The organism is Psychrobacter sp. NPDC064578 (assembly GCF_044901245.1).
Classification (GTDB): domain Bacteria; phylum Pseudomonadota; class Gammaproteobacteria; order Pseudomonadales; family Moraxellaceae; genus Psychrobacter; species Psychrobacter cibarius_C.
The window spans coordinates 210,093-226,157 of record NZ_JBJDPI010000004.1; the positions used below are offsets into that span (position 1 = coordinate 210,093).

Genomic DNA, 16,065 nt, shown 5'->3' on the forward strand with positions numbered 1-16,065 from the left:
AAATGGTGATTGAATAATAACTTTTATTTGTTTTGAAACTCCGCTATCATGCTCGGAGCTAATGGCTATGTAACATCCTGTAAGTTGATTGTCGCTGCAGAGTACACTGAGTCATAAGCGACCATAACCATTTTTTTAGTTAAACATATCCGACCACATACATCTACCAAAACATGGTCATCATACCAAATAATACTTTTGGTTTGCCATATTGCAACATAAATGAATGAGTCAGAGCGACATATTATAAATGAAAAGATGCGGATTTTACTCGTTATCGTAATTTCTAGCCACATATTCTTGCCGATTGATGCTCTGATTTAACTCAATTTTTATTTTTCATTTACTGTTGTCTATTATTTTAGCCCAGTTTACATAGGACAAGCGTGTATGCCCTCTCAAAAAGACCCTTCCTCGCCTTTAGAAAACAGCACTCAAGCACCATCTGCTGAACATGGATTAGAGGCTGCGGCGATCAGTCCTCCGTACAATCCAGACTTTGAAAATGGACGCTGGTTTCCGACATGGCGTCCTTATCAAGGCGACTTAGATCGTGATCCGGTCGGTATCAATGAATATTTGCCACCGTCAAAAAGCGTGCTATTAGGTGTACAGCATACTTTTGCGATGTTTGGTGCGACCGTGCTTGCGCCGCTGTTAATGGGCTTTGATCCCAACTTAGCCATTTTGATGTCAGGTATCTGTACGGTGATGTTCTTTATGATCACTGGTGGGCGCATGCCGAGCTATTTGGGCTCAAGTTTTGCTTTCATTGGTCCTGTTATCGCTGTGACAGCTTATGCAGGCGCAGGGTTCAATGGTAATTTGAATGTCGCTTTGGGCGGCATCATGGCTTGCGGTATCATTTATGCGTTAATTGGGCTGCTGGTGATGAAAACGGGTACTGGTTGGATTGAGCGTTTGATGCCGCCTATCGTTACTGGTGCTATCGTGATGATTATTGGTCTCAACTTAGCGCCAGTGACCATTCAAGGGGTGTCTGCCAATCAGTTTGATGCTTGGATGGCTACCTTGACCGTATTACTCATCAGTGGTGTGGCTGTTTTTACACGCGGTATGCTGCGTCGTCTGTTATTACTGGTTGGTTTAATATTATCCTATTTTGCCTATTTTATCATGACCAACGTCATGGGTTTTGGTACGGCGATTGACTTTAGTAGTGTGGCAGCTGCTTCGTGGTTTGGCTTACCTAGTATCCATACGCCTCGCTTTGAGATGAGTGCTATTATTCTGATTGCGCCTGTGGCCTTTATTTTGGTGGCTGAAAACTTAGGGCATTTTAAGGCTGTCGAAGGTATGACCAAAGCTCGTGTAACGCCTTATATGGGTCGAGCATTTTTTGCTGATGGTTTGGCAACCACTTTTTCGGCAGGATTTGGCGGTACTGGTGTGACGACTTATGCTGAAAACATCGGTGTGATGGCGGTGACTAAGGTATATAGCACAACAATATTTGTCGTGGCAGGCGTGGTAGCTATTTTATTGGGGCTATCACCAAAATTTGGTGCCATCATTCAGACGATACCAGCCGCTTTATTGGGCGGTGCGTCCATTGTGGTGTTCGGTTTGATTGCTATTGCAGGCGTCAAAATTTGGATAGACAGTCGTATCGACTTTAGCAAAAACAGTAACCTAATTATCGCGGCTGTGACCGTTATTATGGGTACCGGTAACTTTAGTTTGCATTTAGGCGGCTTTGATTTGGGCGGTATCGGTACGGCGACTTTAGCAGCGATTGTCTTAAATGCGTTATTTAACCAAGGATCTGAAGCAAAGGCCGCTCATCAATCATTGGCTAAATAATCAGCTTGTATGATGCTGAGGTTTTAAACCTATCAGTTAATGATGGTAACAGCATATTCATTCCATAAAAAGCACCCATGCTACCGATAGCATGGGTGCTTTTTATGGAGTGGCAACAAATGCAGAATAAAAGCTACTTGTAGTCTCGCTTGTAAAATTTTGAGAAAAACCGATAACGTCGTAGGGCGCGCGGCTTAGGTTTCAGTGAACCCAAATAGATTGCAAACATAGTCAGCAGAGCACCGCTCCACTGTAAGCTATTAATCGGTTTGTCCAGCCAGCTATAATCAATGACCAGTGCGGCAATCGGTTCGGTCAATAATAATAACCCAGTTAACGCCAAAGACAGCTTAGGAATGGAATAGGCAATTAGCCCCCACGCCAAGCACTGCATCACTGTGCCGTAGATGAGCACCCAGCCAATCTCAGACCAAGTATTTGGCAAAATATGACCCATATCAAACACAAACATAGGAATAATCATCGCCAATACACCACCGATACTAATCAGCTGCATCAGCATAAATATGGGCGTGGGTTCAGTATCATGGGTCTTACGGATAAAGGTCATCGATGCCGCTAGCATTGCCCCTGAGACGATACCAGTGATGAACCCCCAAGTGGCAGCGCTGTTATGCGCAAACTCAGGACTGCCTATCATGGCCACACCAAACATGGCTAAAAACAAACTGATAAGCTGCAATATAGATTGGCGTTCGTTAAAATATAAAAACCCAATGGCGGCTAAAAAGAAAATCTGTAGGCTATTCAATAAAGTTGAGATGCCAGGGCCGACCGCATAAATACTCTCGTGCCAGAGCGCCAGATCTAAGCCTAAAAAGACACCTGATAATAAACCATAAAAAATAGCGCGCCTTGAGCGGGGTAGACGCTGTCCCATGATTTTGGCCAATATAGCGAATACGACACCTGAAATAGCCAAGCGCCAAAATGCCATTGCCCAACCGCCAATATCAACGTGAGCAACAATCAAACTACCTAAACCAAAGATAATACAACCAATGACCAACCCAGTAGAGGCAGAGCGTGAAGAAGCAATCGCCATACAATGTCCTTATATCCGTATTATTATTTTATCTTACTGTATCAACGATGACGCCAATGAATACTGACGCTAATACAAGCCGTATTGTCTAGGTTTTGACGCTAAAATGAAATGGTCAAACCATCATTTATGCTTATTGTTTGATTTATTATCACGATATCAGGTTTTATCTCTGTATATGCTAGGTATAAAATCAATGATGACCTTAAGCTTCTCTCATATAAGAAAAGCTCTCTAACAATACGAATATATGGTGGAGACATCCTTACAGGAACGATGTTGGCGTAGATACCACTATTTGTTAATCTAGTGGTTTATAATCACTGTAGTGGCACAATAAAACAGGATAGTTTCTTATTAGTCTGTACCTCAAGTACTTAAATACCATTAGCCTAGGTTCATCTATGTTGCGACATTCATTATCCCTACAACAACGACCATTGATATCTGGTTTTGCTATCGCCATCTTTGCTATTACGCTATTTATGGCGCCAAGCGTACAAGCGGCCAGTTGCAAAATTCCAAAAAGTTATTATAAAAACGTGGCTTGTACAGCAAATAGCGGCTATTTTTTGGCGACAAAAGATTTCGGCGCGCCAGTTGCTCTGATTAATAGTAAGGGCAAAAGCGTCGTTGATTTATCACGTTATCAAAAAGTCGATGCCAGTAAGATATCGGCAGGTTTACTTCCTGTACTGCGCAATGGTCATGTCGGTTATCTTAATATGCAAGGTCGTGAAGTAGTACCTGCGATATATGATGTGCTTAAAGAAGGACAGGGTTGGGCGCGTCCCGTCTCTAACGGGCGTATCGTGGTAAAGCAGGATGGTAAATATGGGGTCATTACTACTAGTAATAAAACCATCGTGCCGTTTTCGTCCGCGATTAGTGATATTGATGATTACCAAAATGGTATCGCCCGTGTACGTAAAAATCAAGCGATCAGTTGGATTAATGAAAACGGCAAAACGACCAGTGACCCAAATGGTAGTAACAACGAGCAATCCACGACGTCACGAGCACCTGCCAGCGCTAATGGCAATGCATCCTCATCCAACCAGACACTTCCCAATCGCTTTACGATGCTACAACCGCGTCAGCAAGATGGCAAATGGGGATTTATCGATGACAATAATGTGACCATGATTACCTATTCTTTTGACGAGGTGCGTCCCTTTGCCGAAGGCTTGGCTGGCGTGCGCATCGATGAGAACTGGGGCTTTGTTAATCTTGGTGGCGAGTTGGTGATTCCTTTTCGCTTTGCCAATAGCGGTGTGTCAGCTGGTGATCTTTATCAAGGCAAACCCGCCTTTACCTTTACTGGTAGTAAAGCGTGGATTGGCAATCTAAAAAACGGCAATAAAATGTGTATCGATAAAGAGGGAACAGGAGTAGGCTGTGATTAAGCGGCGCGTCCAAATCTAAAGACCTACATGACCTAGGTAAAATATCCAGCATAAAAAAGAGCGTAAACCCTATGAGTCAGTAGTAGGATTTACGCTCTTTTTTATGAATTGTGTGACAACTAAAACTATTCGTCTAATAAATGATTACTGATTAAATCAACCATATAAGGTTGATAGTATTCAGGAATATCATGTGCCATGCCTTCGATTAAATGAAACTTGGCATTCGGAATGGTCTTGGCAACCACGCGACCTTGTGAGGCGGGCAGTAGTCCATCTGCGCTACCATGCAGTACGATAGTCGGTGCTTTGACTTGCTTGCTAAACCGGCTAATAGAGCCTGACGCCAAGATAGCATTGAGCTGTTGTACCGTGCCGAGCGGATGAAAGTTGCGCTGATAACGCAATTTGGCAATTTCACGCACCATACGTACGTTGACATGCCCAGGCGTACCGACTGTCTTCATAAACCACACGCTATGGCGCACGATATCGCGCTCAGAATGACTTTCAGGGCGGTTGATCAGGGTATATAGCTGCTTAGGTTTCGGTGGTTTTAAAAATGCACGGTTGGTCGTGGTAAACATCAACGCCATACGCTGCACTAAACTTGGATAACGTGCCGCTACGATTTGCGCAATCATGCCGCCCATCGAAGCGCCAATCAGATGGGTTTTGCCCAACTGCAACGCCTTAATCAAACGAACGGTATCTTCTGCCATATCCGTTAAATTATAAGCAACTTGCGTACCTTTATTGGACAACCCCGTTTGCAGGCGCATCATCATTTTTAGCTGACTGATACGCGGTAGTCCATCAATCTGCACTTTAGAAGACAGACCAATATCACGATTATCAAAACGAATGACAAAAAACCCGGCATCAATAAGGCGCTTGATAAAATTATCTGGCCAAAATATCATCTGTGAGCCAAGTCCCATAATCATGAGCAGTGGTGGATTATTAGGATTACCACCTGTCTCAACACACAGCTCAATGCCATCGCCGATATCAATCATTGATTGATACAGATGCTTGCTAAGGTCAGAGTCTCGCCATTGGTGCGCGCCAAACTTTTGCCACTCAGGAGTAGGGTAGCCACCTAAGTCTTCTGGTAGGGTTGCCGATGGTTTGATGTCATTCGATGTTGTCATGAAGTGTCCTAATTAGAGGGTCGTCTATTACAGCTCAAGCATCTCAAAATCAAGCTTGCCCACACCGCACTCTGGGCAGGTCCAATCATCAGGGATGTCATCCCATTTGGTGCCTGGGGCAATCCCTTCTTCGGGACAGCCGAGTGCTTCATCATATATCCAGCCGCAGACGATACATTCATAACGTTTCATAAATAGTCCTATCGAGCATTATCAGTGTTTATAATCCGTGTTACAGGGTGTTTTTGACGTTCATATTTACAATCACAGCCGTTAAATGAGACTGTAAAAGCGCACATAGTTTAGCATATAACCGTGATTTTCGTCGTTAAGTTTACACTTGTATATTGAGATTGATTGGTTTTTATCAAGGGGTTTAGACCTTCTGTCTGTCAGTAAGCACCTGTACGCTTATGTGCTCAACTGCGATATTTCTATCAATTATGTTATAATAAGCGCCGCTAAATTCACAGTATTAGCCATCATTTATCGTTGATATATTATTATCTAAATTACATTATCTAAGTCATATACGCTAAGGGTTACCATGAGCATTAATGCTGCCGCTACATCTAAAAATGTCGAAAATGAGTCGTCTAATAAGCTCAATACGGATCATCCCTTCTGGCAAGTGATTCGCACAGTACCAGACTTCCCGAAAGTCGGCATTGATTTTTATGATATTACGCCGTTACTGCGCAGTCATATTAATGAGGTGATAGATGCATTGCTCGCTGCACTGCCTGAAGGCGTGATGGACGAGGTAGATTGTCTAGGTGCAGTCGAAGCGCGTGGTTTTGTCTTTGCAAGCTTGCTCGCAGGTCGATTGGGCAAAGGGATGATTTTGCTACGTAAACCCGGTAAGCTGCCACCGCCCGTTGCCAATAAAGCGTATGCTCTAGAATATGGTAAAGACACGCTTGAGATGCAAAACAATCTACCGCCTGAGCGCGTGCTATTGGTCGATGATATTTTAGCCACAGGCGGCACTTTAACCACCGCTTATGAGCTGTGTAAATCGGCAGATCATACTGTGGTGGGGGCGTTAGTATTGCTAGATTTGGTTGATTTGCATGGCGAATTTCCAGTGCCTGTGTATACGGTTTTAAAGGCTTAAAACTGGCAACGCTTAGTGAATAGTGTGAAATGAAGCAATCAAAAAAGCGCGCTGAATGAGTTTAGCGCGCTTTTTTAATTGCCTGTATTTGCTTTGTTTTAACGTACGTTACTTGTCTTGCTGGTAAGGTAAGTTTTACACGCCTGTTCTATTAGCATACGACTGATCGTTTTTGGCTTGGTTATCTTAAAGTCTTTTGTGGTTAATATGGGTTTTTCTGATTGCCAAGATTCTAGTACCTTGTTATTGGCATCATAGTTAACGTAAGCGCGTCTATAGTAACTGGCGTCTTTACAAGAGATGAGCAATTGCTGATCGCTATGATGAATCGCTTTTTCTTTACCTTCCTTATCTACTTTTGTTTCATCTTTTTGTGCAGGGTATGTTCTGCGGATAGATACGGTGATGTTTTCGACACTTTTTTCGTCTATGATATTGATGTCGGAGCTTTCAATAGAGTCCAAGTCTAAGCTAAAAATTGATCCAGTAGGACTTTCTGATATTTTTGACCAGTTCACTGCATGCGTGCTGACTGCTAGAACACCACCCACTAATAACACTGATAGCCGTTTCATAATCAAGCCTTGCTTCTTGTTGTGAGAAGTGAGCCATGATAGCCAACTTACTATTAGCAGGCAAATTTCTTTTATAACCTGCGACTGAGGTTTGTAAAGTGTTGATCATATTCATCACCGTTTATAACGCTCGACGCTCATATCAATGACGCATCGCTGCTAACATCTGAGCAAGCTCATCACGAGCACCAATAAAGCCATCGATACCTTTTGGTAATAAATCTTGTGTAACCGTGTCTTGCTGATAGGCGCTACTATATTCCTCTCGCGTTAGACTCACGCGTTTCATGTCAGCCACATCTAATGACATGCTAGGTGACAGTTGCTGTATCACCTCAGTATCCATCGCTGCCAGCGCGTCGATAAGGTCAGGCGCGATGGTCAATAGATCACACCCTGCTAGCGCCAATATCTGTTCAGTCGAGCGGAAGCTTGCGCCCATCACTTGCGTATTATAGTTATGCTGCTTGTAGTATTGATAAATGCGCTTCACAGACTGCACGCCCATATCATCAGAAGCGGGCACGTTTTGACGATTTTGTTGGCGTTTTTGCCAGTCTAAAATACGACCAACGAAAGGCGATATCAATGTCACACCTGCATCCGCACAGGCAATTGCTTGATGCTGTCCAAATAACAACGTTAAATTGCAGTGAATATTTTGGGTTTCAAGATAGCGTGCTGCCTCAATACCTTGCCATGTCGCGGCCATCTTAATTAATACGCGCTCTGAGTTAACCCCTGCTTTTTGGTAAGCTTCCATAAATGCTAAGGCTTTATCAATCGTCGCCTGAGTGTCATAAGACAAACGAGCATCCACTTCGGTAGAGACGCGGCCTTGGATAAGCTCTAAAATATCACAGCCAACCTGAATGGTTAGCGCGTCAATCACTGCATCTATATTGCCATTATGACGACTCATGGTTTCTGACAGCATGCCTTGGTTGTCAGGATGGAGGAGTGCTTTGGTAATGAGGCTTGGATTGGTGGTCGCATCGATAGGTTTTAAGCGCGCAATGGCGGCAAGGTCACCAGTATCAGCGACAATGGTGGTCATGGTACGAAGCTGTTGTAATGCGCTCATCATATATCCTTTTTGATCAAAAACAGATTGTGTTCAGTTACGTGGCGATTTTCTACTTTATAGTGCTATTTGCTATCAGTTTTAGACTGTAACATAGTTTTGAGTGGATGTTCCTTCATAGTTTTGCCGTACATCGCTGCCATATTGCCTCTGTTTGCCAATATTGACGAATTTACGCGCATTTACACATGGGCACTGTCGATAGTTTTTGTTATAGTAGAGCGGGTCAGCGATCTGGCTGCTACATTTGCATGCTGGTGTGTGACTAACATGCGACAATAGTAGACGACAACGCTAGCAGTGCAGGGTGTTTTGAGAAACTATCTGCTATTTAGTGTGATTTCTATCGAATATCATTGCTAGTATGCTTGACACCTTTGACCGTCATTGAGTGCTGATTCAATAATGAAATGATTGGTTGTCGATAATTAGAAATACTTGAAGCCTTCAAAGTTAAAAAAGCAGTACCTAACTAGTAAAAAACTCAGTAATAATTTTAGAAAAAGGATAGGCGGTAATGAGTGAGCAGTCATCAGAGCAAAACATGGATAAGCTAAATCAAGCCATCGCAGGGGCTAACGATACTGCAACTGAAAAAGCATTTTTGGACGATATTCGCCAAAGTATTGATACAGTAGACTGCGAAATCCAGACACTGATTAATAACCGTGCCAAGTTGGCTCAGCAAGTGGCCGCAGTAAAGAAACAGCACATTGTCAATAACCCGACTGCCGACAATAGCAATCCTATTTTTTATCGCCCTGAGCGTGAAGCGCAAGTGCTAAAAGCGGTGATGGAACGCAATACAGGTCCGATCGCTGATGACAAAATGGCGCGGTTGTTCCGTGAAATCATGTCGGTCTGTCTCGACTTAGAAGCACCGCAGCGCATTGCGTTTTTAGGACCAGTAGGCACTTTTACTCATGCTGCTGCGCTCAAGCATTTCGGTAAAGCCGCTGATACTGTGCCAATGACCACCATCACTGATGTATTCCGTGAAGTTGAAGCAGGCACAGCGATGTATGGTGTGGTGCCAGTCGAAAACTCGTCTGAGGGTGTGGTCAACCATACGTTAGATGGCTTTTTGTCTTCTACCTTAAAGATAATTGGAGAAGTTGAGCTGCCGATTCATCAGAATTTCTTGGTCGCTGAGCATACCAAACTTGATGGTTTAAGCCGTATTTACTCGCATCAGCAGTCACTAGCGCAGTGTCGTCATTGGCTCGATGTCAATTACCCGAATGTCGAGCGCGTGGCGGTATCGAGCAACGGCGAAGCTGCCCGCCGCTTGAAAAATGAATGGCATTCAGCGGCAATCGCAGGTGATGTGGCTGCTGCAGAATATGGCTTGCATAAGCTATATTCAAATATCGAAGACAACCCGAGCAATACCACGCGATTCCTTATCATTGGTCACGAAGCGATTGCGCCATCAGGTCAGGATAAAACGTCTATCGTCGTATCAGCACATGACAAAGCGGGCGCATTGATCGAGATTTTGAAGCCTTTGTCTTATCATGGCGTGTCGATGACCAGTATCGAAACCCGTCCTGAGCGGCCGAATAAGTGGGCATACGTGTTCTTCATCGACATGAATGGTCATATTGACGAGCCAAACGTCAGCGCTGCTATCGCTGATATCCGTCCGTTGGTAAAAGATGTGCGTGTTCTAGGTTCTTATCCAAAAGCAGTGCTATAGTCCTTCTACTGTAAAAGAGTCATGGCGTTTACCTCGCGTGAAGTATCACATAATCATCTGCACTTGGTTGCCTTGGTTACCCTTGACTCGCTTTGAAATTGAACCAACGATATAACGCCGAATGGGTCACATCACTTGCCAAAATCATATCTAAGGATAAATCATGCCGTCATCTCATTCAGTAGAGTCAAATTTATCACCGCTTGTACCTGCCTACGATAGCATTTTAGAGCTGGTGCCTTATCAAACGGGCAAGCCGATTGAAGAGTTGACGCGTGAGTATGGCGTCTCAGATGTGGTAAAACTTGCCAGTAATGAAAACCCAAGAGGCTGCTCACCGCACGTCACGCTAGCGATTACTGAGCAATTGGGTCAGTTGGCACGTTATCCTGATGGCAACGGTTACTATCTAAAACAAGCGCTGGCTGACTTCAATGATGTCAGTGTGGAGCAGATTACTTTGGGTAATGGCTCTGACGATTTGCTTGATATTTTAGCGCGTAGTTTTGCTGGTGCTGACGATGCTATCGTTTACAGTCAATATGCCTTTATCGTTTATCCGATGTTGGCTAAAATACAAGGGGCGACAGGTATAGAAGTGCTTACACATCGCTTTGGTCATGATCTAAAAGCGATGAGTCAAGCGGTTCAAGACAACCCCAATACTAAAATAGTCTTTATCGCCAATCCTAATAATCCAACTGGCACGCAGCTTGAACCTCAAGAGTTACGAGCATTTATGGCTAGTATACCAAGCTCGGTATTGGTGGTATTAGATGAAGCGTATATCGAATATAGCCCTGAAAGTAATAATCGGGCGTTGTTAGATGAATTTGATAATGTCGTCATCGTGCGCACTTTTTCCAAAGCTTATGGACTGGCGGGTTTACGTGTCGGTTATGCGCTTAGCTCAGTGGCTGTCGCGGACTTACTCAACCGAATCCGTCAACCATTTAACGTGAGTAGAGTGGCTTTAGCTGCTGCGGCTGCTGCACTTGCTGACTCAGACTTTATTGAAAAAACTCGTTTGATGAATGATGAGCAAATGCGCTGGTTAGAAAAGCAGTTTGACGCATTAGGATTGGGTTTTATTAAGTCGCATGCCAACTTTATTATGGTAGAAATAGCCGTTGAGATGGAAGACATCACCGCTGCTTCTATTCATCAAGCATTGCTAGAGCAGGGTGTTATCGTCCGTCCATTAGAGGGCTATGGCTTACCTCATTGGCTACGTATCACAGTAGGGGTAGCAGAAGAAAATATGCGCCTGATTGATACACTGCGCTCAATCTTGACTGATAATTGATCAGAAGTATGTTAGGTCGTTTTGGATAAGTAAATAATTTATTAATCATTTTCATGACACTAGCGTCGGCTTGTTTTAGTCATTCTGACGCTAGTTTGTTTAACGAGAAAAGCCGTGAGTCGCCAGCAAAACAATATAAGCAATCAAAACATAAGTAATCAAAATAATAATATGCAGTCTATGAATACTCAGCCGCCGTTATTTAAACAGATTTGTGTGATTGGTCTAGGGCTTATCGGTGCGAGCCTTGCCCAAGCCATTAAAGACAATGGTTTAAGTGAGCGTTTGGTGGCGGTTGATAGACATACACCAAGCATCGACGAAGCCATTCAGCACGGCTTATTAGACGCTGGTAGTGCTGTCTTAAGTGAAGTAGTCTTTGGTAGTGATTTGATTGTTATCGCCGTACCAGTACAAGCGGTGCAAGCCGTATTTATTGATATCAAAGCAGCGATGGATAATGGACAACTTGCCACTGATTGCATCATTACTGATGTTTGTAGCACCAAGGTCAATATCATTGACGCTGCCAAAGCCGTCTTTGGCTCATTGCCTATAGGTCTTGTTCCAGCGCATCCGATTGCGGGTGCTGAGAATTCAGGATATCATGCCAGACGTGCGACATTGTTTGTTAATCATAGTGTCATTATCTGCGAGCTACCAACGACCCATAATAGCGCCATTGCTAAGCTGCGGCAGTTATGGGAAGCAGTGGGTGCAAACGTTATGTCAATGGATGCAGAACACCACGATCGCATATTGGCGCACACCAGTCATCTGCCACATCTGCTTGCCTTCAATTTGGTTGAGCAGCTGGCAAGCCATGATGATAATTTAGATATGTTTCGCTATGCAGCGGGCGGCTTTCGTGACTTTAGCCGTATCGCTGCCAGTGACCCTAAAATGTGGCATGATATATTTTTTGCCAACGAAAGCGCGATTGTTAGCGCCCTTGATGAGTATGGCGTTTACCTACAGACCATGCGTCAGCTTATCATCGATAAAGATTCAACTGCCCTGATGGGACTTTTGGGCCGCGCGCAAGCCGCACGGCGACATTTTGGCCATATGTTAGCCAGCACCCCTTATACGGATACTTCTGCCATGTCAGCTTCTTATAATATTACTCCTAGCAATACTGTATTGGGCACTATTGCCATTCCTGGTGACAAGTCTATCTCGCATCGCAGCATTATGCTGGGCAGCCTTGCGACAGGCGTGACCAATGTCACTGGATTTTTGGAAGGGGAAGATGCGCTTGCCACCTTGCAAGCCTTCCGTGATATGGGTGTGACCATTGAAGGGCCTGATAACGGAAAATTGACCATTCATGGCGTGGGTATGAACGGTCTGAAACCGAGTAAAACACCATTGTATATGGGCAACTCAGGTACTAGCATGCGCCTGCTGGCTGGTATTTTAGCGGCGCAATCATTTGACAGCGTGTTGACAGGTGATACCAGCCTGAACAAGCGCCCAATGGAGCGTGTGGCCGCACCTTTACGCGAGATGGGTGCAGTCATTCAAAGCACGGGTCATAGTGGTACGGCGCCACTTAGTATTACTGGTCGAGCGACTGTCGGTAAGCCATTACAAGGTATCGATTATGAGATGCCTGTGGCTTCTGCGCAGATTAAATCTTGCTTATTGCTGGCTGGACTTTGGGCGGAAGGCACCACAACCGTTACCCAACCGGAAGTCAGTCGTGACCATACCGAGCGTATGCTTTCAGCTTTTGGTTATCCAGTAACGGTTGATGGCAACCGCATCAGTGTAGCAGGTGGCGGGCAACTCACAGGTGGTGATATCGCGGTCCCTGCTGATATATCCTCTGCGGCATTTTTTATGGTAGCTGCTGCGATCAGCCAAAATAGCGAGCTGACTTTGACGCAAGTAGGTATTAATCCGACACGCACGGGCATTATCGATATCTTAAAATTAATGCAAGCAAATATTAGCCTAAGTAATGAGACACATGTGGGCGGCGAACCAGTCGCAGATATCACTATTCGTAGCTCAAACTTAGTCGGTATTGAAATCCCAGAGCATTTAGTGCCATTAGCGATTGACGAATTTCCAGTATTGTTCATTGCTGCCAGCTGTGCGCAAGGTCGTACGGTGTTAACTGGTGCTAAAGAGCTGCGCGTAAAAGAGTCTGATCGTATTGCAGTTATGGCAGAAGGATTACAAACACTGGGTATTGACTGTACAGTGACGGAAGATGGTTTGATTATTGAAGGTAAGGGCATTGAAGGCGAAGGTATTGAGGGTCAAAATAGCAAGGTCAATAATAGCCAGCCTGTCTTTGGTGGCGGTCATATTACCTCGCACCATGATCATCGCATTGCTATGAGTTTTGCCATTGCCAGCTTACGTGCATCCAAGCAAATTACTATTGAAGGCGTTGAGACCGTAAATACCAGTTTCCCAGGATTTGCAGAGCTTGCCAATCACATTGGAATGTCTATTAAAGTTGATAATGCTGCGGTTTAATACCAAAAACTATATTAACTTGCTGAATAGTATTATTGGCTTTTGCAAGGTTGAGCTTTAAAGTACTGAATTGTAAAATGCTGGCTACAGCATTCCATAAAGTCTAAAAAGTTGCTCATTAGCCTTGATGTAAATGTTGTTTTTAAAGTTGTTATCGTTAGCAATGTGTTGATGCCTATATTGGCATGAGCACATTGCTTTTTAACTTGCATCCTATCTGTAGTGACCCTGCGCTTTTGCCATTGAATTGATATAAAAATTAATATGGGGCAAGAGTGCGCTTTGCTCTAAAAAGTTGTACTGTACTATGACCACCCAAAACGTCATCAAAAAACCAGTTACGCCCATTAAAACAACCAGACGTGGCATCATCACCGCACTCATTGCCTTTTTTATCTGGGGTGGGTTTCCATTATATTTTAAACAATTGGCCGCCTACGATGCGACCGAAATTATCGGTCACCGTATTATTTGGACGTTTGCTTGCTTGCTTATCGTGTTGGTAGTCACCAAGCGCTGGCAGTGGATTGATACCTTAAAGAAAAATCCGAGATGGATCGCGTTCTCATTTATATCGGGTTTGATTATTGCCACCAACTGGCTCACTTATGTATGGGCCGTCAATCACGACCGCATTCTCGAAGCCAGTTTGGGGTATTTTATCGGACCATTGGTGGGCGTTGCGCTATCGATGATTTTATTCAAAGAGCGCTTACGTACGCTGCAATGGGTTGCCATCGGTTTCGCCTTATTATCCGTGGTCATTCAAGTAGTTATGATTGGTAGCTTGCCATGGATATCACTGATTTTAGCCTTTAGTTTTAGTACTTATGGCACCATTCAACGGCAGACGCCTTTGACGGCAGTCGATGCCATGTTTGTCGAAACAACGATGTTGGTGCCGATTTGCTTATGGTGGTTCTGGCAAGCGGATGTGGTCAGCAGTCAATTGAGTTTTTGGTTTAGTCCCAATATTTGGCTACTAATGATCGCAGGGCCGATTACCTTGATACCGCTGTTATTGTTCAATAAATCTACCAAGCTCGTTGCTTATAGTATTTTAAGTTTTATGAATTATCTGACGCCGACCTTTATTTTCTTTTTAGCGGTGTTCTATTATAACGAGCCGTTTGATTTACAACGTCTTGCAGTGTTTGGTCTGATTTGGTTTGGTCTGTTATTATTCAGCATTGACTTATGGCGTCATCGCCCTAGTAAAGCGCTAAAAGCTGCGCGTTTGCGTGAAGAGGCGTTGCAGAAAACCAATTAAAAAACCTGAGTTCAAAATCTAATTAAAATTTAGCAAACAAGGATGAAAGCATGTTTCATACCGAATCTGATGTAGTATTCGTTAAAGGCTTGACAGTGGAAGCCGTCATCGGTGTTTACGCGTGGGAGCGCGCAATCACGCAGCCGCTGCTGATTGATATAGCACTTGAAACAGACATCAGCCGTGCGGCTATCTCAGATGATGTCAATGATGCGCTGAATTATAAAGCGGTTTGCGATGATGTGAGCGCGTGGTGCCAAGCGATTAAAGCGCAGTTGCTAGAGCATTTAGCGGGGCAAATCGCTGATAAGTTGCTTGCCAAATATAGCTGTCATAAAATCACTTTAAGCATTGCTAAGCCTACTGCTATAAAGCAAGCCGATGCGGTTGGGGTACAGATCACGCGTTATGCAACGGTCATCGAAGATAAGCCAGTTGTAAGCAAAGACGATGATGCATAATATGCATAAAAATTTGGCTGATTTGAGTCTTGAAACGCTAAAAAAGCAGACGCCTGAACAGTTGCAAACGCAGTCTGTGACGGCAGTGTTATTGGCTTTAGGCAGTAATTATCAAGCTGAGCATTATCTGCCGCTTGTCCGAAAAGATCTAGCGGCGCTAGGGGAAATACAGTTATCTACTGCGTTTGAAAATCCTGACTTTACATCGACCGAAGCGCAACCAAAGCCCGATTATACTAATCAGTGCGTTTATTTGTGCTTGGTAGAACCAATGACACTGCAACAGTTACAGCAGGTTTTTAAAGATCTTGAGGGTGACTGTCATAGGCAGCGTCTAACAGAAGCTCAGACGCCAATAAAAAAAGTTACGATGGATATCGATATTCTATTGATAGAAACGCTATTAATAGAAGTTGTTTCTGATAAAAATAGCCTAAGCAGCAATAAGGAATTGGAAGAGTCTAATTGGATTGTAATGGCAGATCGTTACCCATTCAAAGCGCATGAAAGAGCAGGGATAGAGGAGTTGATTAAAGGTCATTTCTTAAAAGGTTAAATGAAGCAGCCCAAATGCTATTCTAAATAAGTAAAAGTTATTGAGGACACGCCC

14 protein-coding genes are annotated in these 16,065 nt (G+C 43.9%); 9 read left to right on the top strand and 5 right to left on the bottom strand.

Annotation, left to right across the window (positions count from 1 at the left end):
- Positions 1-390: 390 nt before the first annotated feature.
- Positions 391-1,824, top strand: coding sequence for a solute carrier family 23 protein (locus ACI2JM_RS06210; RefSeq protein WP_404642918.1), 1,434 nt, complete (start codon positions 391-393; stop codon positions 1,822-1,824).
- A 133-nt stretch (positions 1,825-1,957) separates the two neighbouring features.
- Here the strand turns inward: ACI2JM_RS06210 and ACI2JM_RS06215 are convergent, their stop codons facing one another.
- Complete coding sequence (locus tag ACI2JM_RS06215; protein ID WP_404642920.1) at positions 1,958-2,890, bottom strand: DMT family transporter; 933 nt, start codon at positions 2,888-2,890, stop codon at positions 1,958-1,960.
- 404 nt (positions 2,891-3,294) lie between these two features.
- Here ACI2JM_RS06215 and ACI2JM_RS06220 point away from each other — a divergent pair, with 404 nt between their 5' ends.
- Positions 3,295-4,296 (top strand): WG repeat-containing protein, encoded by a 1,002-nt coding sequence (locus ACI2JM_RS06220; RefSeq protein WP_404642922.1) that lies wholly within the window; start codon positions 3,295-3,297, stop codon positions 4,294-4,296.
- Between the two features lie 125 nt (positions 4,297-4,421).
- Here ACI2JM_RS06220 and ACI2JM_RS06225 read toward each other — a convergent pair whose 3' ends face one another.
- Together ACI2JM_RS06225 and ACI2JM_RS06230 are read right to left on the bottom strand one after the other, a co-directional pair.
- Entirely contained in the window at positions 4,422-5,450 is a 1,029-nt protein-coding gene (locus tag ACI2JM_RS06225; protein ID WP_404642924.1) for an alpha/beta fold hydrolase, read from the bottom strand.
- A gap of 27 nt (positions 5,451-5,477) precedes the next feature.
- Positions 5,478-5,642, bottom strand: coding sequence for a rubredoxin (locus ACI2JM_RS06230; protein ID WP_011280463.1), 165 nt, complete (start codon positions 5,640-5,642; stop codon positions 5,478-5,480).
- Positions 5,643-5,997: 355 nt separating this feature from the next.
- Between ACI2JM_RS06230 and ACI2JM_RS06235 the strand changes: the two genes are divergently transcribed.
- The gene (locus ACI2JM_RS06235) at positions 5,998-6,567 is read left to right on the top strand and encodes an adenine phosphoribosyltransferase (RefSeq protein WP_055124107.1); all 570 of its coding nucleotides are present in this window, start codon (positions 5,998-6,000) and stop codon (positions 6,565-6,567) included.
- A 98-nt stretch (positions 6,568-6,665) separates the two neighbouring features.
- On the opposite strand, the gene ACI2JM_RS06240 is transcribed toward ACI2JM_RS06235, so the two are convergent.
- Entirely contained in the window at positions 6,666-7,142 is a 477-nt protein-coding gene (locus ACI2JM_RS06240) for a hypothetical protein (RefSeq protein WP_055124106.1), read from the bottom strand.
- 142 nt (positions 7,143-7,284) lie between these two features.
- Entirely contained in the window at positions 7,285-8,226 is a 942-nt protein-coding gene (locus ACI2JM_RS06245; protein WP_055124105.1) for a transaldolase, read from the bottom strand.
- 517 nt (positions 8,227-8,743) lie between these two features.
- On the opposite strand from ACI2JM_RS06245, the gene pheA reads away from it, so the two are divergent.
- From pheA to ACI2JM_RS06275, 6 genes are all read left to right on the top strand, one after another.
- Positions 8,744-9,925, top strand: a complete 1,182-nt coding sequence (pheA, locus tag ACI2JM_RS06250) for a prephenate dehydratase (protein WP_045455471.1) — start codon at positions 8,744-8,746, stop codon at positions 9,923-9,925.
- 163 nt (positions 9,926-10,088) lie between these two features.
- Positions 10,089-11,231: a histidinol-phosphate transaminase gene (gene hisC, locus ACI2JM_RS06255; RefSeq protein ID WP_404642928.1), complete on the top strand. Its 1,143-nt coding sequence runs from the start codon at positions 10,089-10,091 to the stop codon at positions 11,229-11,231.
- Between the two features lie 171 nt (positions 11,232-11,402).
- The gene (locus tag ACI2JM_RS06260; protein WP_404643145.1) at positions 11,403-13,724 is read left to right on the top strand and encodes a bifunctional prephenate dehydrogenase/3-phosphoshikimate 1-carboxyvinyltransferase; all 2,322 of its coding nucleotides are present in this window, start codon (positions 11,403-11,405) and stop codon (positions 13,722-13,724) included.
- 307 nt (positions 13,725-14,031) lie between these two features.
- The gene (gene rarD, locus ACI2JM_RS06265) at positions 14,032-14,994 is read left to right on the top strand and encodes an EamA family transporter RarD (RefSeq protein WP_055124102.1); all 963 of its coding nucleotides are present in this window, start codon (positions 14,032-14,034) and stop codon (positions 14,992-14,994) included.
- 50 nt (positions 14,995-15,044) lie between these two features.
- Positions 15,045-15,455, top strand: a complete 411-nt coding sequence (gene folB / locus ACI2JM_RS06270; protein WP_045455477.1) for a dihydroneopterin aldolase — start codon at positions 15,045-15,047, stop codon at positions 15,453-15,455.
- On the top strand, positions 15,445-16,011 hold the full coding sequence (locus ACI2JM_RS06275) for a 2-amino-4-hydroxy-6-hydroxymethyldihydropteridine diphosphokinase (protein WP_404642930.1): 567 nt from the start codon (positions 15,445-15,447) through the stop codon (positions 16,009-16,011). Before folB ends, ACI2JM_RS06275 begins: the two co-directional genes overlap by 11 nt.
- The last annotated feature ends 54 nt before the right edge of the window (positions 16,012-16,065 follow it).

Coding starts and splice junctions, on each gene's coding strand:
- ACI2JM_RS06210 (WP_404642918.1), top strand. CDS start 391: ATGCCCTCTCAAAAAGACCCTTCCTCGCCTTTAGAAAACAGCACTCAA.
- ACI2JM_RS06215 (WP_404642920.1), bottom strand. CDS start 2,890: ATGGCGATTGCTTCTTCACGCTCTGCCTCTACTGGGTTGGTCATTGGT.
- ACI2JM_RS06220 (WP_404642922.1), top strand. CDS start 3,295: ATGTTGCGACATTCATTATCCCTACAACAACGACCATTGATATCTGGT.
- ACI2JM_RS06225 (WP_404642924.1), bottom strand. CDS start 5,450: ATGACAACATCGAATGACATCAAACCATCGGCAACCCTACCAGAAGAC.
- ACI2JM_RS06230 (WP_011280463.1), bottom strand. CDS start 5,642: ATGAAACGTTATGAATGTATCGTCTGCGGCTGGATATATGATGAAGCA.
- ACI2JM_RS06235 (WP_055124107.1), top strand. CDS start 5,998: ATGAGCATTAATGCTGCCGCTACATCTAAAAATGTCGAAAATGAGTCG.
- ACI2JM_RS06240 (WP_055124106.1), bottom strand. CDS start 7,142: ATGAAACGGCTATCAGTGTTATTAGTGGGTGGTGTTCTAGCAGTCAGC.
- ACI2JM_RS06245 (WP_055124105.1), bottom strand. CDS start 8,226: ATGAGCGCATTACAACAGCTTCGTACCATGACCACCATTGTCGCTGAT.
- pheA (WP_045455471.1), top strand. CDS start 8,744: ATGAGTGAGCAGTCATCAGAGCAAAACATGGATAAGCTAAATCAAGCC.
- hisC (WP_404642928.1), top strand. CDS start 10,089: ATGCCGTCATCTCATTCAGTAGAGTCAAATTTATCACCGCTTGTACCT.
- ACI2JM_RS06260 (WP_404643145.1), top strand. CDS start 11,403: ATGCAGTCTATGAATACTCAGCCGCCGTTATTTAAACAGATTTGTGTG.
- rarD (WP_055124102.1), top strand. CDS start 14,032: ATGACCACCCAAAACGTCATCAAAAAACCAGTTACGCCCATTAAAACA.
- folB (WP_045455477.1), top strand. CDS start 15,045: ATGTTTCATACCGAATCTGATGTAGTATTCGTTAAAGGCTTGACAGTG.
- ACI2JM_RS06275 (WP_404642930.1), top strand. CDS start 15,445: ATGATGCATAATATGCATAAAAATTTGGCTGATTTGAGTCTTGAAACG.